Raw genomic sequence first — 19,995 nt, 5'->3', positions numbered from 1 at the left:
CCTTAACGCTGGCCGGATTTGAGTTGGATGAAACGACGAGTAGCGAGCAGCCCGGCCGGATGTGCGTGCCGGGCCGGCGCAAGCCAGGGGATCAACGTCGCGATTTGGGTGTGCGCGTCCTGTCCCGGCAGTGCCGCATTCAGTCGCTGCACATCGGGGTCCTGTTCAGGCACCTCGATATGCGCAGGGGCCGAGGGGCGGCGGCGGAACGCGACGGGTTTGTCCGCAGAAATCCAGTCACCGGCAATCCAGTCGTGTACCAGTTGTTTTTCATAAGCGCTGAACACGCCGAACATCGCCGCACCATCGCCATCGATCAACTGCCAGAAGCGACTGCCCTGTGGATCTTCGTGACGCTTGATCCAGCCCTTGTTCTGCATGGCTTGCAGGAAGCCGGACAACTGCTGCGGGTCGGCCAGCCATTGATTGACGGTCTTGCCTTCGAAGCGGCAATAGTCGGAGTGCATGTGCTGAGCAAACGGACACTTGCGCTCAAGCATCGCCAACAACTCGCGCTCCAGGTCGAACCCCTCGATGATTGCGCGGCTGCCCTGACCCAGGTCATTGAGTCGATAGCCCAGCGAGACCCGACGCAGGAAATCGCTGCGATCAGCCTCCAGAGGCAGCAGATCAAGCACGGCCTGAACGGCTTTCTGCGCATGGCCGGTACTGGCGTTGTCGATGGTGACGTGCAGGGTGAAATAGTAAGGATCGATCCCCAGTTCACTCAGTTCGTAGCTGCTGATCAACAGGTGAAGTGGCAATTGCTCGTAGCCAAGGTTGTAACCGATCACCTCTGGCAGAAAATCCATGCCGCAGGCGCCGAGGGCCAATTGCAGCGCGCCTTGCAGGTAACGTTCGTCAGGCAGCGGGCTGCCAGGTTCCAGACCGTGTTCGGCGAGCAATTGCCGGTAGATCACCACGTGATTCTGCGCCGGATTGCCCTCGCCCAATTCTTCAAGATAGGTGCTGATCAGAGTGCTGAATCGCGGATCGCGCCACTGTCCCAGCAAGCCGTAAAGCCAGGCGCCGTCGACCAGTTTGGTCGGCGCCACCGCTTGCAGAAAATACAGCGCATGAGCCTTGCAACTGAAAAACTGCCGCGCTCCTCCCGCTTTGCGTTGTTGCAGGTAGTCGGCATATTGCCGGGCAACATCGGCACAGTGCTGCGCCACCCAGGCATGCCAGAGCGCCGGATCGGTCGGCAGTTCTTCCTTCAATTGCGCGGCGCTTTTCAGATGGTGCTGCAAAAAGGCCTGCGCCAGGGGCTGAGTATCTTCATCGGACAACAGCGCTTCATGGATACGCCGCCACTCACCCAGTGAGTCGAGCGGTTGCGATTGGGCAGATTCATCTTGCAGGCGTGTCAGGACAGTCATGGCAATATTCTCGATCGATTGGCAGGACGCTCAGTCACTCGCCTCTACTGCAGCAGAGAGGCCTGGCGCGTCAAAAATTCAATCGGCTTGAAAATTGCCCTGACGGACGGAGCCTTCGACTCGCTCCTTGCTTGAACAGAACGGTCGAAGGCTGTGGGACGGGATGGTCAGGCCTCGCCCTTGGCCTGCTGCTCCAGGTGAACCTGCAACGCGGGATCGATCTGCAACGCCGCCGCCAGTTCATCCAGATAATTGCGCTCGGCGTCCTGCTGATCGTCAACCAGCATCACGCTGGCCAGGTACATTTCGGCGGCCATGGCCGGATCGTTCTGCGCCGCCTGGGCGACTTCGGTGGCATTCAGGGGTTTGGCGACTTCGTCGTCGAGCCATTGCTGCAAGTTCGGGTCGTCGGTATGGCGGCCGATTTCGCTGCTGATCAGGTGCTTTTCCGACTCGTCGATCCGCCCGTCAGCCTTGGCTGCAGCGATCAACGCACGCAACACAGCGTGGCTGTGTTCTTCGACTTGCGGGCCGGACAACAGGTCCGCGGTTTGCGGGGTTTGCTGCGGCGCAGCAGAAGCCTGACTGCGTTGCCAGGCCTGATACGCCTGGAACGCCATCATGCCCAGCGAGGCCAGAGCCGCATAATTGGTGCCGCCGGAACGACGCTGCGCTCCGCCGCCCAGCGCCCCGCCGCCTCCAAGCAGTCCACCGAGCAACCCGCCCAGGCCACCCAGCCCGCCGGCAGGAGAACCGCCGCCGCTGGTACCGCCACCGCCCAGCAGACCACCGAGCAATCCGCCCAGTCCGCCGCCGTTCGACGCGCCACCTTGTTGTCCCGCCGAGGCCTGGCCTCGCAGCAGTTGTTCGAGCAGATCACTGGTGTTCATGACGTCGTCCTCAGGCAAAGGTGCATGACTGCGTCAGGCAACGATAGTCCGCTTGATGCGATGTGCCAGCACCGTTGGGCTGACGTGGCCACGGGCGAGTGATTCTGCAGAGATTTTTTTCCCCGGCCAGCTAATCTTCATGAACGGGTGAACCTTGACCCGGCCCGACCGGTCGATACCTGCAACCCGACCCGGTTAGTCGCCACCCTTGCTGCGCAAAGGTTTACGCGGCTTGCTGCACTTTCTGGAGAACGCCTTCGTGATATCGACCGTCCACATCGCCAGGCTCAAGGCCTGGGGCGCCCATGGTTTCACCGCGACCGGCGTGGTCACCGCTTTTCTGGCCACCCTTGCCCTGCTGGAAAACCAGCCGATCCACTGCCTGATGTGGCTGGGCGTGGCGCTGATCGTCGACGGCCTCGACGGGGCGCTGGCGCGCAAGGTCAACGTGCAGTCGGTGCTGCCGAGTTTCGACGGATCGATCCTCGATCTGGTGATCGATTACCTGACCTACGTGTTCATCCCGGCACTGTTCATCTATCGCTACATTCCCCTGCCCGACTACACGCTGCTGCTGACCGTGTCACTGATTCTGGTGTCGTCGCTGTTCTGCTTCTGCAACGTCAACATGAAGAGCAAGGACAACTATTTCGTCGGCTTCCCCGCCGCGTGGAACGTGGTTGCCTTGTGTCTGTACATCATCGATCCGGGGCCGTGGCTCACTTTCCTGACGGTGATCGGCCTGGCGCTGCTGACCGTGACCCGCATGAAATTCCTGCACCCATTCCGGGTACGCCGGTTCATGCCGATCAACATTGCGGTGACGGCAATCTGGCTGCTGTGCAGTCTGTCGCTGGTGCTGAACCACCCGGTGATCAACCCGCTGGTGATGGGCCTGTGGCTGCTGGCGTCGGCTTACTTCCTCGGCATCTGCATCTGGCGCACAGCGCTGGAGTGGTTTGACGGTGCGCATCTGAAATAGAAGCCCTGTCGGGATCCCTGTGGGAGCGAGCTTGCTCGCGAATGCGGCGTGTCAGCCAACAGAGATGTTGAATGTCAGTCTGCATTCGCGAGCAAGCTCGCTCCCACAATGGCTTCAGCGTTTGGTAATCACTACCTCCAGATACTCACTCGGTACCACCATCGATCCCGCCCCCGCCCGATTCAGTCCGTCGATCAGTTGCGTCAGATCTCCTTCCAGCGCCTGCCCGCTCTCCGGCGGCAATGCCGCGAACGCCTTGTGCACCGGGCCGTACCAGTGGCGAAACACATCAATGAAATGCGCCGCCGAGCGATAGCGGAAGTTGAAGTGACGGCGAGTCACTTGCACCTGGAATTGGCGATCGTCGAAGTGCGAATGCAACCAGGCTTCCGCGCCCCAGTTTGAAGGAGGTTGCGCAACGGGGGGCGGTGGCAGGTAGCGGCCGAGGATCTTGAACATCTGGCCGACGAAGCCTTCCGGCGTCCAGTTGGCCAGGCCGATCCGTCCGCCACGGCGACAGACCCGACCCAGCTCCCTGGCCGCCTTGGCCTGATCCGGGGCAAACATCACGCCGAAGGTCGACAGCACTGCGTCAAAACTGGAATCGGCGAACGGCAACGCTTCGGCATCGGCAACCTGAAAGGTCACGTCCAGATGCTCGGCGCGCGCCCGGTCCTGGCCACGCTCCAGCAGCGCCGCGACATAGTCGGTGGACGTCACCAGACAACCCCGGCGCGCCGCCGCCAGCGTGGCATTGCCATTGCCGGCGGCGACGTCCAGCACTTCTTCATCGCAGCGCAGGTCACAGGCCTCGGCGAGTGTTTCGCCGACGATCTGCAACGTGGTGCCGATCACGGCGTAGTCACCACTGGCCCAGGCGACTTTCTGGCGTTCCTTCAGGGCAGTGAGATCAATGGGGGTACTCATGAATGGATGCTCCACAGCACAGGGATCATTCGGCAGTCGTCGGATCGATAATGCTCGTCACCCGGGACACGCTGTTGGCCGGAAATCCCCCACGCTTTGCGTGTTCACGCACCTGTTCTTCGTTGGGTGCGATGTACACGCAATAGATCTTGTCGGCAGTCACATAACTGTGCAGCCACTGCACCTCTGGCCCGAGTTCACGCAGCACGTTGCAGGACGTTTGCGATACGGCCTTGAGTTCTTGCTCCGATAGCTTTCCGGCTCCTGGAATCTCGCGTTCAATCACGAATTTCGGCATGGCAACCTCGCTTTCTTTTTATGGGTGTCAGAGCCATCGACGGCCCTGCTCCCCCACTATCGCGCTGGCGCCGTGCGGCGTCCCTGCCAATCGTCCGGAGAGCCCGTAAAAACGGGCGCTGGCCGATGAATGGCGGGATTTTGTAAAGGCCCCGAAACACTGTCGGGGACAACGAACAATGGCTCATGGTGCGAGACCTGTGAGCCATTGAGTTTTGCGGTTTACGCAGCCGGCGCCTTGGCCTCTTTGAGCAGTTGCTGAATCATCTGCTCCTGCGCCTGGTAACTGCCTTCGCCAAAGTGGGTGTAACGCACCTGCCCCTTGGCGTCGACCAGGTAATGCGCCGGCCAGTACTGGTTATCGAAGTTGCGCCAGATTGTGTAATTGTTGTCGATGGCCACCGGGTAGGTGATGCCGAGCTTCTTCACTTGATCCTTGACGTTGTCGATGATCCGCTCGTAACCGTATTCCGGGGTGTGCACGCCGATCACTACCAGACCGTCCTTGCCGTACTTCTTCTCCCACTCCTTCACGTACGGCAGGGTGTGCTGGCAGTTGATGCAGTCATACGTCCAGAAGTCCACCAGCACCACTTTGCCGCGCAAGGACTCGGCCGTCAGTTCCGGCGAGTTCAGCCATTGCACCGCGCCGGACAGCGACGGCATCGCACCTCTGCCGGCCTCGTCTTCGGTCGAGTCCGCACGGACTTTGCTGACGAAGTAGTCCACCACCTTCGGCACGTTTTCCAGCACGCTTTTTTCGACCGTGGCCACGCCTTGGGACGAAGTGTTGGCCAGCAGCAAATTGTCCGCACCGGTGGCGATCACCGCCGCTGTCGCCAACACCGCAACACCCGCACCACGGCGGAACCAGCCAGTGAACGGAATCGACGGTTTCAGCCGGTTGACCAGGCCGCGACCGGCGAAAATCAGCGTCCCCAGCGACAGCGCACTGCCGGCGCCGTAGGCCAGCAGCAACAGGCTGGTCTGGGCGTTGGCGCCTTGCAGCATGGCACCGGTGAGAATCACACCGAGAATCGGGCCGGCGCACGGCGCCCACAACAGACCGGTGGCCACGCCGATCATGATCGAGGCCATGGGGCCGGTCTTTTTCCGGCTGTCCGGATCGAGACGATTGCCCAGCAGCACGAAGGGCCGCGCCAGCCAGTCACCGATGCGCGCGGAAATCAGTGACAGCGCAAACAGCACCATCACCACCAGCGCGATGTGGCGACCGGTATTGCTGGCCTGAATGACCCACTCGCTGCTGACCACCGCCAGGCTGGAGACAATGGCGAAAGTCAGGGCCATCCCGCCGAGGGTCAGCAGAATCGACGAACGGGTGCGGTCGGCACCGGCAAACAGAAACGGCACCACCGGCAGGATGCACGGACTGAGGACAGTCAACAGACCGCCCAGGAAAGCGATGAGAAACATGAGGTTCACCTTTTGAATGAAGGGTGTTCTGTCGACTGGATCGGGGGCCGTCTGTTACAGGCAGCCCCCTTCAATCCTCAAGCCGTCCGGCTTTCCAGCCACTGGCTTTGCGGCGTACGGCTGGCACCGTTTTCCGCCACCATCTGGCCTTGCGGCGTATGGCTGGAACCGTCGGCGGCCACCATCTGCCCCTGCGGTGTGCGGCTGGCGCCGTCGGCGGCGATCAGAGCGTCGCTGCCCGGTTTGGCCACCGGGGCCAGTTGAAAGCAGGTGCTGCTGCCACAGTTGTGCTGTTCGACGGCAGCGTTGGCGTGGGCCGCAACGCCGGCGAGGGAGAAGGCAACAGCGGTCAGATAGCGCGATACGTTGTTCATGGCGATGTTCCTTTTATAGAGAGGGGGTAATCAGTTGTCCTGGTTGCAGCCGTCGGCGAATTTGCGGTAGTCGAGCACCCGGGTCTTGCCGGCCGAGTCGAGGTAAGTCAGGCGGGCGTCGACGATGCCGCAGGTCATCGAGTTGTCCTGGGTCAGCGACACCACTTTCTGGATGTCCAGGTGACTGCCGTAGGAGTAGGTTTGCGGGGTGACATCGGCTTCGGCGCGGGCCGACAGGGTGCAGATGTTCAAAGCGGCAAACAGGCAAGCGGCAGCGATCGATTTGGTCTTGGTGTTCATGGCGTTTTCCTCGGGGCTTCAATGGTTGAATCGTTGAGTGGGCCGAGGCGTTCTGTGTGTGCCTCGATGGAGCTCATTTAAAGCTCGCGAGGTATCGCGCATGTGTCGGCAAATGCCGTGTATAAATCGCTACGTATCCGCGCGCGTGCGGGATACACAGCGATACAAAACCCTGTGAAAATCCGCTTTTTGCGTCGGCGTGTATCCGTCGCAGCGCTGGATACACTGCAATACAAAGACAGGCAGGCGGCCTCGCGCAGGCTCGATAAACTGCCCGGCAATCCCCTTTTATTGAGGTTTGGCCCCATGGAACATGTCGATCACATCCTGATCGTCGACGACGACCGCGAGATTCGCGAACTGGTCGGCAATTACCTGAAGAAAAACGGCCTGCGCACCACAGTGGTTGCCGATGGCCGCCAGATGCGCAGTTTCCTGGAGGCCAACACCGTCGACCTGATCGTGCTCGACATCATGATGCCCGGCGACGATGGCCTGCTGCTGTGCCGCGAACTGCGCTCGGGCAAACACAAGGCCACGCCGATCCTGATGCTCACCGCGCGCAACGATGAAACCGACCGCATCCTCGGCCTGGAAATGGGCGCCGACGATTACCTGACCAAACCGTTCGCCGCCCGCGAACTGCTGGCGCGGATCAATGCCGTGCTGCGCCGCACACGGATGCTGCCGCCGAATCTGGTGGTGACTGAAAGCGGTCGGCTGCTGGCATTCGGTCGCTGGCAACTCGACACTTCGGCCCGGCATCTGCTGGACACCGACGGCACCATGGTCGCGCTCAGCGGCGCGGAATACCGTTTGCTGCGGGTATTCCTCGACCATCCGCAACGGGTGCTCAGCCGCGATCAATTGCTCAACCTGACCCAGGGCCGCGATGCCGATCTGTTCGACCGCTCCATCGATCTGCTGGTCAGCCGTCTGCGCCAGCGCCTGCTGGATGACGCCCGTGAACCGGCCTACATCAAGACCGTGCGCAGCGAAGGCTACGTGTTCTCGTTGCCGGTCGAAGTCCTCGGAGCCCCTGCATGAATGTCGCCCTGCGCTGGCCGCGCACCCTCGCCTCCCGCTTGTCGCTGATTTTCCTGATCGGCCTGATCCTCGCTCAGGCGCTGTCGTTCGGCGCGCAATATTACGAGCGCTACGAAAGCGCGAAGAACACCATGCTCGGCAACCTCGAAACCGACGTCTCGACCTCGATTGCCATCCTCGACCGCCTGCCCGCCGAAGAGCGCCCGATGTGGCTCAAACGCCTGGCTCGCAAGAATTACGGCTATCTGCTGAGCGAAGGCGAACCGGGCACACCGCTGGATCCGCAGGACGTGCCGATTGCCGTCACCTCGATTACCGACGCAATTGGCGAGGCCTATCCGCTGACGTTCACCGATATTCCCGGCCCGATAAAACACTTTCAGGGCCACCTGCGCCTGAGCGACGGCAGCCCGGTGACCATCGATGTGCGCCCGTCGATGGTACCGCTGTCGCCGTGGCTGCCGGTGGTATTGCTCGGGCAACTGGCGCTGATGCTCGCTTGTACCTGGCTGGCGGTGCGTATCGCCATCCGCCCCCTCACCCGCCTCGCCAACGCCGTGGAAACCCTCGACCCCAACGCCCACCCGATCAACCTCGACGAAAAAGGCCCGAACGAAGTGGCTTACGCCGCCCGCGCTTTCAATTCAATGCAGGCGCGCATTGCCGCGTACCTGAAAGAGCGCATGCAACTGCTCGCGGCGATCTCCCACGACCTGCAAACCCCGATCACCCGCATGAAACTGCGGGCGGAGTTCATGGACGATTCGGCCGAGAAAGACAAACTGTGGAACGACCTCGGCGAAATGGAACATCTGGTGCGCGAAGGCGTGGCCTACGCCCGCAGCATCCATGGCTCGACCGAGGAAAGCCGGCGTACCAACCTGGATTCGTTCCTCGACAGCCTGGTGTTCGACTATCAGGACATGGGCAAGGAAGTGCAGTTGAGCGGCAAGAGTGAGGCGGTCATCGACACCCGCCCCCACGCCTTGCGCCGGGTGCTGGTCAACCTGACTGACAACGCGCTGAAATTCGCCGGCGCTGCCGAGCTGCTGATTCAGCGCGACGGGACCGGCCTGTCGATCAAGGTCATGGATCGCGGCCCGGGCATCGCCGAAGAAGAACTGGCCCAGGTGATGGAGCCGTTCTACCGCGTGGAAAACTCGCGCAACCGCAGCACCGGCGGCACCGGGCTGGGGCTGGCGATTGCCCAGCAACTGGCGATGGCGCTGGGCGGGTCGCTGACGCTGAGCAATCGCGACGGTGGCGGGTTGTGTGCGGAGCTCAGGTTGCCGCTGCATTCGTGATCTCTGTTTAAACAACACCGACCACCGGACGTCAGGGATGACGTCATATGAAGCCGGCGGCTACACCTCTCTCGGAAATTGGCGATTTTTTTGATCCGGTGCGTGGCTCTATCGTGGGTCACCGCCGCCGCGTTTAGCTCCGTTGGTCGCGACTGTCAGTTCTGTCAGTCGCAATCGTCAACTGATCGGTATGCGATGGCACCTCATACAACCGTATCGTGGAGCACGCATGAATCTGCTCGAATCCGTAACCCGAACCTGTCAGCGATTGGCTGCGGGTGGCTGGCGTTCGCTGATGCTCGCGCACGGCCTGGATATTCTGGCGCCTTCATTGAAGGCAGAACTGCTCAAGCCACTGACCATCAACCGGACTCTCGAAGGTTTCGAGGATTTCTGCCCTGACGGTTACCGCGCCATAGAGCCGACCCGTCCCGCACATAGCCTGCTCTACCACGCGCTCGCTTCACCGCGAGTCACGGCTGACGAGACTGGACGGCAACTGCGGGTTTTCCCCACCCATGCTGAAATCGAAACGGTTCTGAACTACGTGTTCGGCATCCAGCCACCCACACTCAACGACCTGATGCAACAGGCTCAATATGCACCACTGTCGGTGGCGGTATTCGCCAGCGAATACCGCTGTGCCGACGACACGGTCCACGGCCAGCATGCCGATTTGTGTTTCTCCCGCACCGGGATAGCTCGCACAGGGACTGCAGCTGCCCGCTATGACGAACGCCTGCGATGCTTCCTGCCCTTCGTTGACGGTGATGCCCACGGGATACGGGTGATGCCGGTGCATTACAGCGCCTATATCGCGGTGCAATTGAAGGGGGATGGCGAGCGTTTCGGGCCCATGGACTTTCAGGCGGGACTGGATGACGGGCTGGATTTCCAGGTGCCATTGCACAAGCTCTTCAATGGCGTGGAGTGTCTGTCTGGGCTGGATCTGAACCTGACGCTGGGTATCCATCACATCAACGAGAAGATCCGTCATGTGCACTTGCGCCACAGCGGCACTGGCTGGCAGGAACCAGAGATTTCCGAATATCCGTTCATCATCACCGAAGACCTGGCGGGTTGGGCAGCGCAGCCGGATCTGGGGCCGGGAGTTCTGTCTCCCGAGCCCAGGCCACATCTGGTCGAGCTGGCTCACTACAAGGGGCAACCACTGTCGTTCACGATGCCGGCGAACACCGGGGGATGGTCCATGGCCGACATAAAGTGGGAGTCGATGGCCAGATCGAGGACCTGAATGATCGTGAAGATGTTGCCGAGCTGGTCAGGCAAGGTGGTTACCGTGCCCTGCACTATCAGGATGGCACCGCAGACGGTTATGTCCGGGCAATCTGTCCGCCCCTTACGGACGAACTGCCATCGAAGGCTGCCTACTCGATCATCGGCGCCACGGATTACTTTCCGTTTTGTGTTCAGCGCCGGCTCCTGCACTGGGTGAAAGAAGAACCTGCCTTCTCCAGCCCCGATATCTGGCATGCGCGGCTGGAAGCCTTATCTAATGTGCGTAACTGCGCAAACCTTGGTTTGAAAGATCAGCCCTTCACGTCTGAGGATCGCGGGATCACCGCCATCGTGACGCTGCCGCACAAGTCGGCGCCGGGTCCAGCCTCCGGAACCCGGAGTCCCTCGCCCCCTCGCCCGTCTTCGTTACCGGACGCTGCCGCCGGAATTTTTGGTCCGGGCTGGGAGGTCGGTCAGGTCCGTCAGCAAGATATGGATGGAAACTGGATTCATATGCTGGCCGGTTATCAGATGGCGAGCCCCTTCTGTGAAGACAAGCGTATCTGTGCAGCACTCGGTTCCTTCTGGCCAGGCGTTGCGCCGGACTCCGCCCGCACCTTCGAACCACGCTCCAGCCTGCACACCATCATCCCGTTGACCGATGCGGAAACCGGAATCGGCAACGTTGCCTGGGACAACCAGCCATCCCCGCAACTGATACAGGACCACGGCAGCACATTCGTCCGGTACCGCGCCTACGAATACAGCGATTACACACAAGTCGCCCTTGAAAACAGGTTCTCCCTGCAACAGACCGGCGCAATCACTCAGCAGCAATACCAGAACCGGATACTCTCGATGTACCGCGTATACAACGTACTCGGCGCAGGTACCGACAAGCTTCTGCGTCATGCGTGGCCGTTGCTGTCCTTCATCCACGTGCAGCGCCCCGATCCGGAACTTGATTCAGCGCAACAGCAGGTCGGCGTAACGTTGCGCGGGTGGGTCTTTCGCTTCCTGATGTACGAACGCGGCACCGTAAGCACGCCTGCCGAGGACTTCAGATGGAGGGATGTGCAGGTCAAGCGACAAGTGCGACTGTTTGTCAGCGCCGAAGCGATACTGGTCAAACACGAAGATGCTGCGTGGCGACTCGCCGATGAAGCCCTTTGACGTCGTGGTGATCGGCGGCGGTCCGGCAGGCTCTGCGGCGGCGATCAGCTGCGCCCAGCGTGGCCTGCGAACGGCATTGATCGAGCGTGATGAGTTCCCGCGATTTCGCCCCGGAGAAAGCCTGCATCCAGGTGTCGAACCTGTGTTGCAGCAGCTGGGCGTTGCCGGACAACTGTGTGCGCAGGATGCGTTGCGTTTCAGCGGGTACTGGGTGCAATGGCACGAACCGCTGCGCTTCAACGGTTTTGGTAGTGACGACAATGGTCCATGGCAGGGCTTTCAGATTCCCCGTGAAACGCTGGACACGACGTTATTGAAGCAGGCCGCAACGCTTGGAGTGAGGGTGCTTCAGCCGTGTCGCGCACTCGCAGTCCTCAGCGAAAAGCATCGCGTGACCGGCGTGCGAACCGATTCAGGCCCGTTGCACGCCGACTATGTGATCGATGCCAGCGGCGCATCCGCCTGGCTTCATCGACAACTGGGGTTGACCATCCGCCACTGTTCGCCACGTCTGATTGCGCGCTACGGTTATGTCCGGGGTTGTCCGTCCGTTTATCAGAACGCGCCGCACCTATCGGCGGATCCCAATGGATGGACGTGGATAGCAAAAGTGCAAGCGCATTTGACGCACTGGACGCATCTGACATTCGACGCGCCAGACGTGCACTCCACGGCCGTTCCCCAACCGCTGCAACACTTGCCCATGCACGGCCCCCTCCACGGCGCCGATGTGACGTGGCGCATCAGCACGGCAGCAGCCGGTGACGGCTACTTTACGGTCGGCGACGCGGCCAGTCAGCTCGACCCGGCCTCTTCCCATGGCGTACTCAAGGCCTTGATGACCGGAATGCAAGCCGCGCAGGCGGTGTACGACTGCGTCGGGCGGCCCTCCGTGCAATCGTCAGCTCAGAGGCAATACAGCCAATGGCTGGGCGACTGGTTCGAGAAGGACATGGCACAACTTCGTCACTTCTATCGCCTTCATCCCGATCCGCCGCGCTGGCTGCAACCTCGCGACTGACTCAGACAATGCCGATCACCCGGTCTTCATGCAGCTGCCGCAACAACGCCAGGCCGCTGTCCATGAACGACACCGTTCCCGGCAATCCCGCCTCCAGCGCCAACCCTTGCAGTTGCTCGCGACCGCTCAGCAACGGGAACTCCTCGATCCGCTGCAACAACCGCCAGGCCAGCGGGCTCAACTCGGAAAATTTCACGCTCCAGTCCGTCGTGCGCCGCACCAGCAAAAGCGTCGGTTGAGCCGGCGGCGTGGCCGGTTGATAGTCCGGCCCGAGCATCTGCACCGGCCAGGTGTAAGCCAACGGCCAGGCCAGCGCCGACACCTGCAACGACCGCTCCAGCAAATGCGCCGGATCACTCGCAGGCAAGGCTTCGGCGTCGGACTGCTGCAACACCATTTCCACCCATTCGTAATGCGCCAGTTCCACCAGAAACGCCGGCCACCCGCCCGCGTTCAACACGGCAGGTTCCGAGGCGAGATAGCTGACGAACTCCTCGGCGATCTCGCCGAATTTCGGTGTCTGCGCGCGGTAGTCCCGCAGGAAGCCACGAATCAATGTGCGCCAGCGCTCCTGGCCGATGATCCGGATCAGCACCGGAAACGTGCTGCCCAGCAGTTGCGAGACGTTGTTGAACACCAGGTCGCGATAGACATCGACCCGCGCCGCGTTCATGCCGGCCGGCGGCGCTTCGTGCTCTGGATCGCGCAGATAGCGGGTCAGGGCCTGTTGTTGCAGCAGAAGATTATCCACGCGGGGCTCCTTCGGTTTGCAGGCGGCGGATGGTTTGCAGTTCGGCCACCAGTTCAGAAAACGCCGGGAAATTGAAATCCCGCTCCAACAGCGTCGGCTGCGCGCCAAATCGGGCATAAGCGTCGGCCAGCAACGACCAGACCACCGGTTTGACCGAGGCGCCATGGGTGTCGATTTTCAGCGTGTCGGACTCATCAAAGTGCCCCGCCACGTGCATGCCGACGACCCGGCCCGGTTCAATGGCGGCCAGAAATGCCTGCGGGTCGAAACCATGGTTGATCGAATTGACGTAGACGTTGTTGACGTCCAGCAGCAGGTCGCAATCGGCCTCACGCAGCACGGCGTTGGTGAAGGTCACTTCGTTCATGTCCTGCCGGGGGGCGGCGTAGTAGGAAACATTTTCCACCGCCAGTCGCCGGCCGAGAATGTCCTGGGCCTGGCGGATCCGCGCGGCGACGTGGTGCACCGCCTCTTCGGTGAACGGCAACGGCAGCAGATCATAGAGATGACCGTCGTCGCTGCAATAGCTCAGGTGTTCGCTGTACAACGGCACTTTGTGATGATCGAGAAAGGCCCGCACTTCCCGGAGGAAACCGACGTCCAGCGGCGCCGAACCACCGAGCGACAACGACAGCCCGTGGCAGGACAACGGATATCGCTCGGCCAGCTCGCGCAGTGCAGCGCCATGGGCTCCGCCGACGCCGATCCAGTTTTCCGGGGCGACCTCAAGAAAGTCAAAATCGCCGGTGCGCGCGGCTTGCAGGTCTTTCATCAGGCCGCGACGCAGGCCGAGCCCGACGCTGGCCTGCAAGGTGGGATGGGGAATCTGCATGGGCAAGTACTCTGCTTGGGAGCCGCCAGATCAGCGACTGACCATTGCAGTTAATGCGCCCACTGTGTCGCTGCTGTGTTCGACCGCCGGCACAATTGGCACCTTGTGTATCCAACAGCCACAGAGATACACAGCGATACATGACCACCACGGATTCCAACAGCGGCTAGACTCAATCAGTACCCAGTCGAGGGGGCCGCAGGACAGCAGTGTCGCCCTGCCCGTTTCCACGACCACCGCCCGGTGGTGAATGCCTCGACACCCCACCGCCACCGGACTGTGATCCTGTCAAAGGAGCACATGAAATGGACGAGGCCAGACTCAACGAATTCATGGGCAAACTGGTCAACGACATGGGTGGCGCGGCGATGCTGGCCAATGTCATTGTCGGCGAAGAACTCGGCCTCTACCGGGCAATGGCCGACAGTCAGCCGATCAGTCCCGAGTCCCTCGCTGCAAAAACCACCTGCAATCCGCGACTGGTACGCGAATGGCTGAGCGCCCACGCGGCGTCCGGCTATATGGAACACCACGACGGCAAATTCCGTCTGCCGGAAGAACAGGCGCTGGCCCTGGCCAAGGAAGATTCGCCGGTGTACGTGGCCGGCGGGCTCGGCGTGGTGGCGTCGTTTTTCCATGACAAGGACAAACTGGTCAAAGCCATGCGCGGCAACGGCGCCCTGCCCTGGGGCGATCACCATCCGTGCATGTTCACCGGCACCGAGCGCTTCTTCCGGCCAGGCTACAAGGGGCATTTGATTGCCGAATGGTTGCCGTCGCTGAACGGCGTGGTGGCCAAACTTGAAGAAGGCGCCAAGGTCGCCGATGTGGGCTGTGGGCACGGAGCGTCCACGGTGATCATGGCTCAGGCGTATCCCAACTCGCGGTTCGTTGGCTTCGACTATCACGCGCCTTCGATCACCGTCGCCACCCAACGGGCCGAAGAAGGCGGGGTCAGCAGTCGCGCGCGGTTCTTCCAGGGCACGGCGAAAAGCTATCCCGGCGATGACTATGACCTGATCTGTTATTTCGACTGCCTGCACGACATGGGCGACCCGGTCGGTGCGGCGAAGCATGCCTACGATTGTTTGAAGGACGACGGCACGGTGCTGCTGGTCGAGCCGTTTGCCAACGACACCCTGGACGAAAACATCACGCCGGTCGGGCGTTTGTTCTACGCCGCCTCAACGTTCATCTGCACGCCAAACTCGCTGTCCCAGGAAGTGGGCCTCGGCCTCGGTGCGCAGGCGGGCGAGTCGCGCTTGCGCAAAGTGTTCACCGAAGCCGGCTTCAAACACTTCCGGCGGGCAACGCAGACGCCGTTCAACCTGATTCTGGAGGCGAGAAAGTAACCTCGGGCAGCGGACGCCTCTGAAAAGAGGCGTCCGTCGGTGCTAACCTGCAAGGCACTTACAGCCTGCGGAGCGCTGATCATGCTCGACCGTCCCTTCGTCGACCCACTCGATTATCTGCAACAGGCCATGGCCGACGGCGACTTCATTGTGCTGACCGGCGCCGGTATCAGCACGCCGTCGGGCATCCCGGACTACCGCGACACCGACGGTGTGCGCCGTGGCCGGCAGCCGATGATGTACCAGGAATTCCTCGCCGCCCCGCAATCGCGCCGGCGCTATTGGGCCCGGGCCATGCTCGGCTGGCCGCGCGTGCGCCAGGCACGGCCGAACGCTGCCCATGACGCGCTGGCCAGCCTGCAAAGCCAGGGGCGGATTGGCGGATTGATCACCCAGAATGTCGACACCCTGCACGATCAGGCCGGCAGTCACGATGTCATCGAACTGCACGGCAGCCTGCATCGGGTGTTATGTCTGGATTGCGGCCAGCGCAGCGAGCGGGACTCGATTCAGCAATTGATGGAAACGCAGAACCCTTACCTGGCGGGTGTCGATGCCGTGCAGGCACCGGACGGCGATACCTTGCTCGACCCGGCCTTCGAGGCGCGGTTCCAGGTGCCGCATTGTCCGCATTGCGCAGGCGAACGGATGAAGCCGGACGTGGTGTTTTTTGGTGAAAACGTGGCGCAACCGACGGCGGCGCGGGCCATGGCGCTGGCGGAAAATGCCGCCGGGATGCTCGTGGTCGGCTCGTCGCTGATGGCCTATTCGGCGTTTCGCCTGTGCCGGGTGATTGCGGATCGGGGCAAACCGCTGATTGCGATCAATCTGGGGAAGACCCGGGCGGATGAGTTGCTGGATTTGAAGATTGAGGGGTCGTGCGAACAGTTGCTGCCGCTATTGGCACAACGCCTCAATGCTCAGCCTTAAGGATGTCGAACAACGCCTGAGCCGCTGCCGACAATTCATTACCCGAATCCGTCAGCACGCCAATCGCCCGCTCCACCACCGGCTCGTGCAAGGTCAGGCAATGCGCGCCCAGTTCGCGCATCTGCCCGGCACACAATGCCGGCACCGCACTGACGCCCAGTCCGCTCGCCACCATCCGCCCCACCGTCGCCAGTTGATGGCTTTCAAACTCCACCGGCAGTTTCATCCCTCGGGCCTGCAAGTGTTCTTCCAGCATCACCCGCACCGTGGACGGTCGTTGCAGGGTGATGAACGGTTCCTGCAGCAACGTCTGCCAGTCAATGTCACTGCGCCCCGCCAGCGGCGAATCCTGCGGCACCACCGCGACGAAACGATCCCGGTAAAGCGGCGTGAAGCTCAGCGAAGTGTTCTGCATCGGCTCAAACGCCACGCCAAGTTCGACCTGACGATCACGGACCATTTCCAGCACTTGCTCATTGATCACGTCGTTGACCGTGACGTTGACGTTCGGATAACGCGCGCGGAAGGTCTTGAGGATCGGCGGCAGCAGGTTGCCGGCAAACGACGGCATCGCCGCCAGCGTGACGCGCCCGCGCTGCAGGCTGAAGCGCTGGCGCATTTCGTCTTCGGCGTTGTCCCAGTCGGCGATCAGGCGCCGGGCCAGCGGCAACAGCGATTCCCCTTCAGGGGTCAGCGCCACGTTGCGGGTGTTGCGGCTGAACAGACGCCCGCCCAGCCCCTCTTCCAGCGCCTTGATGGTCAGGCTCAACGCCGATTGCGACAGGTGCAGGCGCTCGCAAGCCACGGCGAAGCTCAGGCTCTGGGCCACGGCGAGAAAGGCGCGGATCTGCTTGATGGTCATGAACGATTCACTCAAGGGACTAAGCTGAACACCTCATTGATCGTTCCCACGCTCTGCGTGGTAACGCAGCCCGTGACGCTCCGCGTCACTGGGACGCGGAGCGTCCCCGGAGGCATTCCCACGCAGAGCGTGGGAACGATCAACGAGGCCAATATTGAGCTTTATCAATCAATCAACCTTAAAAATCAACTTAACAAATATATCCTCCAGCGCGACACTCCAACCATTCGGCTAGCCAGCCGCCCGACAAACAATAAAAGAGGTGCATATGGCAGGTTTCGACAAGCGCGTGTATTCCTACGAGGAAGCCATGGCAGGTCTTGAAGACGGCATGACCGTGATCGCCGGCGGCTTCGGCCTGTGCGGCATTCCGGAAAACCTGATCGCCGAGATCAAGCGCAAGGGCACCCGTGACCTCACCGTCGTTTCCAACAACTGCGGCGTCGATGGCTTCGGCCTCGGCGTGCTGCTGACCGACCGTCAGATCCGCAAGGTGGTCGCTTCCTACGTCGGCGAAAACAAACTGTTCGAAGAGCAACTGCTCAAGGGCGACATCGAAGTCGTCCTGACCCCGCAAGGCACCCTTGCCGAAAAAATGCGCGCAGGCGGCGCCGGCATCCCGGCCTTCTTCACCGCCACCGGCGTCGGCACCCCGGTCGCCGAAGGCAAGGAAGTGCGTGAATTCCACGGTCGCAAGTACCTGATGGAAGAGTCCATCACCGGCGACTTCGCCATCGTCAAAGGCTGGAAAGCCGACCACTTCGGCAACGTCATCTACCGCCACACCGCCCAGAACTTCAACCCGCTGGCCGCCACCGCCGGCAAGATCACCGTGGTCGAAGTCGAAGAAATCGTCGAACCCGGCGAACTGGATCCGGCACACATCCACACGCCCGGCATCTACGTCGACCGGGTCATTTGCGGCACGTTCGAAAAACGCATCGAACAACGCACCATCCGCAAATAATCCAGGCTGACGGAGAACAAGAACATGGCACTTACCCGCGAACAAATGGCTCAACGCGTCGCCCGCGAAATGCAGGACGGCTTCTATGTGAACCTCGGCATCGGCATTCCGACCCTGGTCGCCAACTACATCCCCGAAGGCATGGAAGTCATGCTGCAATCGGAAAACGGTCTGCTCGGCATGGGCCCTTTCCCGACTGAAGAAACCATCGACGCCGACATGATCAACGCCGGCAAACAAACGGTGACCGCGCGTATCGGCGCATCGATCTTCAACTCCGCCGAATCCTTCGCGATGATCCGCGGCGGCCACGTCGACCTGACCGTACTCGGCGCGTTCGAAGTGGACGTACAAGGCAACATCGCCTCGTGGATGATCCCCGGCAAACTGGTCAAGGGCATGGGCGGTGCGATGGACCTGGTGGCCGGCGCCGACAACATCATCGTGATCATGACCCACGCGTCCAAGGACGGTGAGTCCAAGTTGCTGAGCCAGTGCAGCCTGCCGCTGACCGGCGCCGGTTGCATCAAGCGTGTACTGACCGACCTGGCGTACCTGGAAATCGAAAATGGCGCTTTTGTCCTCAAGGAACGCGCACCTGGCGTCAGCGTCGAGGAAATCGTCGCTAAAACCGCTGGTAAGCTTGTCGTCCCGGATCACGTACCGGAAATGCAGTTCGCTGCCGAGTGAGGAATTCGAAAATGCAAGACGTCGTCATTGTTGCCGCCACGCGTACCGCGATCGGCAGTTTCCAGGGTTCGCTGGCCACCGTCTCCGCCGTGGATCTGGGCGCAGCGGTCATCCGCCAGTTGCTTGAGCAGACCGGTCTGGACGGTGCTCAGGTCGATGAAGTCATCATGGGCCAGGTGTTGACCGCCGGCGCCGGCCAGAACCCGGCGCGCCAGTCGGCGATCAAGGCCGGCCTGCCCCACGCCGTTCCGGCCATGACCCTGAACAAGGTCTGCGGCTCGGGCCTCAAGGCCCTGCACCTCGGCGCACAGGCGATCCGTTGCGGCGACGCGGACGTGATCATTGCCGGCGGCCAGGAAAACATGAGCCTGGCCAACTATGTGATGCCGGGCGCACGAACCGGTCTGCGCATGGGTCACGCGCAAATCGTCGACACCATGATCAGCGATGGTCTGTGGGATGCGTTCAACGATTACCACATGGGCATCACTGCCGAGAACCTGGTCGAGAAATACGAGATCAGCCGCGAGCAGCAGGACGCCTTCGCTGCCGCATCGCAACAGAAAGCCGCCGCGGCCATCGAGACCGGTCGTTTTGTCGATGAAATCACCCCAATCCTGATCCCGCAGCGCAAAGGCGATCCGGTGGCGTTCAAGGTTGACGAACAGCCCCGCGGCGACACTACCGCTGAATCCCTGGCCAAACTGCGTCCAGCGTTCAAGAAGGACGGCAGCGTCACCGCCGGCAACGCTTCGTCGCTGAACGACGGCGCGGCTGCGGTCATTCTGATGAGCGCCGAAAAAGCCAAGGCCCTGGGCCTGCCGGTGCTGGCGAAAATCGCCGCCTACGCCAATGCGGGCGTCGACCCGGCGATCATGGGCATCGGCCCGGTTTCCGCCACTCGCCGCTGCCTGGACAAGGCTGGCTGGAGCATCGGCCAACTCGACCTGATCGAAGCCAACGAAGCCTTCGCCGCGCAATCGCTGGCGGTGGCCAAGGATCTGCAATGGGATCTGGACAAGGTCAACGTCAACGGCGGCGCCATCGCCCTCGGTCACCCGATCGGTGCATCGGGCTGCCGTGTGCTGGTGACTCTGCTGCACGAAATGATCAAGCGTGATGCGAAAAAAGGTCTGGCGACCCTGTGCATCGGTGGTGGTCAAGGCGTGGCCCTGGCGCTGGAACGCGCGTAAGCGCAAAACAGGTTCAACAGCGGGCGGCGGATCCACGACATCCACTGC

General features: G+C 61.6%; 21 protein-coding genes. 11 read left to right on the top strand and 10 right to left on the bottom strand.

The window, feature by feature from the left end; genetic code table 11:
• Positions 1-2 precede the first annotated feature (2 nt).
• Together I5961_RS10865 and I5961_RS10860 are read right to left on the bottom strand one after the other, a co-directional pair.
• Positions 3-1,379, bottom strand: a complete 1,377-nt coding sequence (locus I5961_RS10865; protein ID WP_227235202.1) for an iron-containing redox enzyme family protein — start codon at positions 1,377-1,379, stop codon at positions 3-5.
• A gap of 167 nt (positions 1,380-1,546) precedes the next feature.
• Positions 1,547-2,269: a tellurite resistance TerB family protein gene (locus I5961_RS10860; protein WP_085704133.1), complete on the bottom strand. Its 723-nt coding sequence runs from the start codon at positions 2,267-2,269 to the stop codon at positions 1,547-1,549.
• A gap of 259 nt (positions 2,270-2,528) precedes the next feature.
• On the opposite strand from I5961_RS10860, the gene pcsA reads away from it, so the two are divergent.
• On the top strand, positions 2,529-3,251 hold the full coding sequence (gene pcsA, locus I5961_RS10855; RefSeq protein WP_041475528.1) for a phosphatidylcholine synthase: 723 nt from the start codon (positions 2,529-2,531) through the stop codon (positions 3,249-3,251).
• A 114-nt stretch (positions 3,252-3,365) separates the two neighbouring features.
• On the opposite strand, the gene I5961_RS10850 is transcribed toward pcsA, so the two are convergent.
• The 5 genes from I5961_RS10850 to I5961_RS10830 all read right to left on the bottom strand — a co-directional run bounded on the left by I5961_RS10850 (position 3,366) and on the right by I5961_RS10830 (position 6,586).
• Positions 3,366-4,178 carry a class I SAM-dependent methyltransferase gene (locus tag I5961_RS10850; RefSeq protein ID WP_227235200.1) on the bottom strand — a complete coding sequence of 271 codons (813 nt, stop codon included), beginning with the start codon at positions 4,176-4,178 and terminating at the stop codon, positions 3,366-3,368.
• A gap of 25 nt (positions 4,179-4,203) precedes the next feature.
• Positions 4,204-4,476 carry a DUF4242 domain-containing protein gene (locus I5961_RS10845; RefSeq protein WP_085698675.1) on the bottom strand — a complete coding sequence of 91 codons (273 nt, stop codon included), beginning with the start codon at positions 4,474-4,476 and terminating at the stop codon, positions 4,204-4,206.
• Between the two features lie 221 nt (positions 4,477-4,697).
• Positions 4,698-5,912, bottom strand: a complete 1,215-nt coding sequence (locus I5961_RS10840; RefSeq protein ID WP_085698674.1) for a cytochrome c biogenesis protein DipZ — start codon at positions 5,910-5,912, stop codon at positions 4,698-4,700.
• Positions 5,913-5,989: 77 nt separating this feature from the next.
• Positions 5,990-6,286 carry a hypothetical protein gene (locus I5961_RS10835; RefSeq protein WP_085704127.1) on the bottom strand — a complete coding sequence of 99 codons (297 nt, stop codon included), beginning with the start codon at positions 6,284-6,286 and terminating at the stop codon, positions 5,990-5,992.
• A gap of 30 nt (positions 6,287-6,316) precedes the next feature.
• Entirely contained in the window at positions 6,317-6,586 is a 270-nt protein-coding gene (locus I5961_RS10830) for a DUF2790 domain-containing protein (protein ID WP_085704124.1), read from the bottom strand.
• A gap of 306 nt (positions 6,587-6,892) precedes the next feature.
• Between I5961_RS10830 and I5961_RS10825 the strand changes: the two genes are divergently transcribed.
• From I5961_RS10825 to I5961_RS10805, 5 genes are all read left to right on the top strand, one after another.
• Positions 6,893-7,633, top strand: a complete 741-nt coding sequence (locus I5961_RS10825; RefSeq protein ID WP_085698671.1) for a response regulator — start codon at positions 6,893-6,895, stop codon at positions 7,631-7,633.
• The gene (locus I5961_RS10820; RefSeq protein ID WP_085698670.1) at positions 7,630-8,937 is read left to right on the top strand and encodes a sensor histidine kinase; all 1,308 of its coding nucleotides are present in this window, start codon (positions 7,630-7,632) and stop codon (positions 8,935-8,937) included. Before I5961_RS10825 ends, I5961_RS10820 begins: the two co-directional genes overlap by 4 nt.
• 229 nt (positions 8,938-9,166) lie before the next feature.
• Positions 9,167-10,192 carry a hypothetical protein gene (locus tag I5961_RS10815; RefSeq protein WP_227235198.1) on the top strand — a complete coding sequence of 342 codons (1,026 nt, stop codon included), beginning with the start codon at positions 9,167-9,169 and terminating at the stop codon, positions 10,190-10,192.
• Positions 10,162-11,349 (top strand): hypothetical protein, encoded by a 1,188-nt coding sequence (locus I5961_RS10810; RefSeq protein ID WP_227235196.1) that lies wholly within the window; start codon positions 10,162-10,164, stop codon positions 11,347-11,349. Before I5961_RS10815 ends, I5961_RS10810 begins: the two co-directional genes overlap by 31 nt.
• Positions 11,336-12,370: an NAD(P)/FAD-dependent oxidoreductase gene (locus I5961_RS10805; RefSeq protein ID WP_227235194.1), complete on the top strand. Its 1,035-nt coding sequence runs from the start codon at positions 11,336-11,338 to the stop codon at positions 12,368-12,370. The genes I5961_RS10810 and I5961_RS10805 overlap by 14 nt, the downstream gene beginning before the upstream one ends.
• Position 12,371: 1 nt before the next feature.
• Here I5961_RS10805 and I5961_RS10800 read toward each other — a convergent pair whose 3' ends face one another.
• Positions 12,372-13,121: a DUF2063 domain-containing protein gene (locus tag I5961_RS10800; protein WP_227235192.1), complete on the bottom strand. Its 750-nt coding sequence runs from the start codon at positions 13,119-13,121 to the stop codon at positions 12,372-12,374.
• The gene (locus tag I5961_RS10795; RefSeq protein ID WP_085698667.1) at positions 13,114-13,953 is read right to left on the bottom strand and encodes a DUF692 domain-containing protein; all 840 of its coding nucleotides are present in this window, start codon (positions 13,951-13,953) and stop codon (positions 13,114-13,116) included. Before I5961_RS10795 ends, I5961_RS10800 begins: the two co-directional genes overlap by 8 nt.
• Positions 13,954-14,258: 305 nt before the next feature.
• On the opposite strand from I5961_RS10795, the gene I5961_RS10790 reads away from it, so the two are divergent.
• Together I5961_RS10790 and I5961_RS10785 are read left to right on the top strand one after the other, a co-directional pair.
• Positions 14,259-15,305 carry a class I SAM-dependent methyltransferase gene (locus I5961_RS10790; RefSeq protein WP_085698666.1) on the top strand — a complete coding sequence of 349 codons (1,047 nt, stop codon included), beginning with the start codon at positions 14,259-14,261 and terminating at the stop codon, positions 15,303-15,305.
• 81 nt (positions 15,306-15,386) lie between these two features.
• Entirely contained in the window at positions 15,387-16,235 is an 849-nt protein-coding gene (locus tag I5961_RS10785; RefSeq protein WP_227235191.1) for an NAD-dependent protein deacetylase, read from the top strand.
• Here the strand turns inward: I5961_RS10785 and I5961_RS10780 are convergent.
• A complete protein-coding gene (locus I5961_RS10780; RefSeq protein ID WP_085704107.1) occupies positions 16,219-17,097 on the bottom strand; it encodes a LysR family transcriptional regulator in 879 nt (292 codons plus the stop codon). The two genes, I5961_RS10785 and I5961_RS10780, sit on opposite strands and share 17 nt — an antisense overlap.
• A 268-nt stretch (positions 17,098-17,365) precedes the next feature.
• On the opposite strand from I5961_RS10780, the gene I5961_RS10775 reads away from it, so the two are divergent.
• Genes I5961_RS10775 through I5961_RS10765 form a run of 3 tightly spaced genes read left to right on the top strand, consistent with a single transcriptional unit; the run spans position 17,366 to position 19,947 of the window.
• Positions 17,366-18,064: a CoA transferase subunit A gene (locus tag I5961_RS10775; RefSeq protein WP_085698663.1), complete on the top strand. Its 699-nt coding sequence runs from the start codon at positions 17,366-17,368 to the stop codon at positions 18,062-18,064.
• 24 nt (positions 18,065-18,088) lie between these two features.
• Positions 18,089-18,754, top strand: coding sequence for a CoA transferase subunit B (locus tag I5961_RS10770; RefSeq protein ID WP_085704101.1), 666 nt, complete (start codon positions 18,089-18,091; stop codon positions 18,752-18,754).
• Positions 18,755-18,765: 11 nt separating this feature from the next.
• On the top strand, positions 18,766-19,947 hold the full coding sequence (locus I5961_RS10765; RefSeq protein ID WP_227235189.1) for an acetyl-CoA C-acetyltransferase: 1,182 nt from the start codon (positions 18,766-18,768) through the stop codon (positions 19,945-19,947).
• Positions 19,948-19,995 lie beyond the last annotated feature (48 nt).

Origin of the sequence: Pseudomonas sp. IAC-BECa141 (genome assembly GCF_020544405.1) — a bacterium.
Taxonomy (GTDB): domain Bacteria; phylum Pseudomonadota; class Gammaproteobacteria; order Pseudomonadales; family Pseudomonadaceae; genus Aquipseudomonas.
Note: the sequence above shows the minus strand (reverse complement) of the source record. Positions and strands in the feature narration are given on the sequence as shown.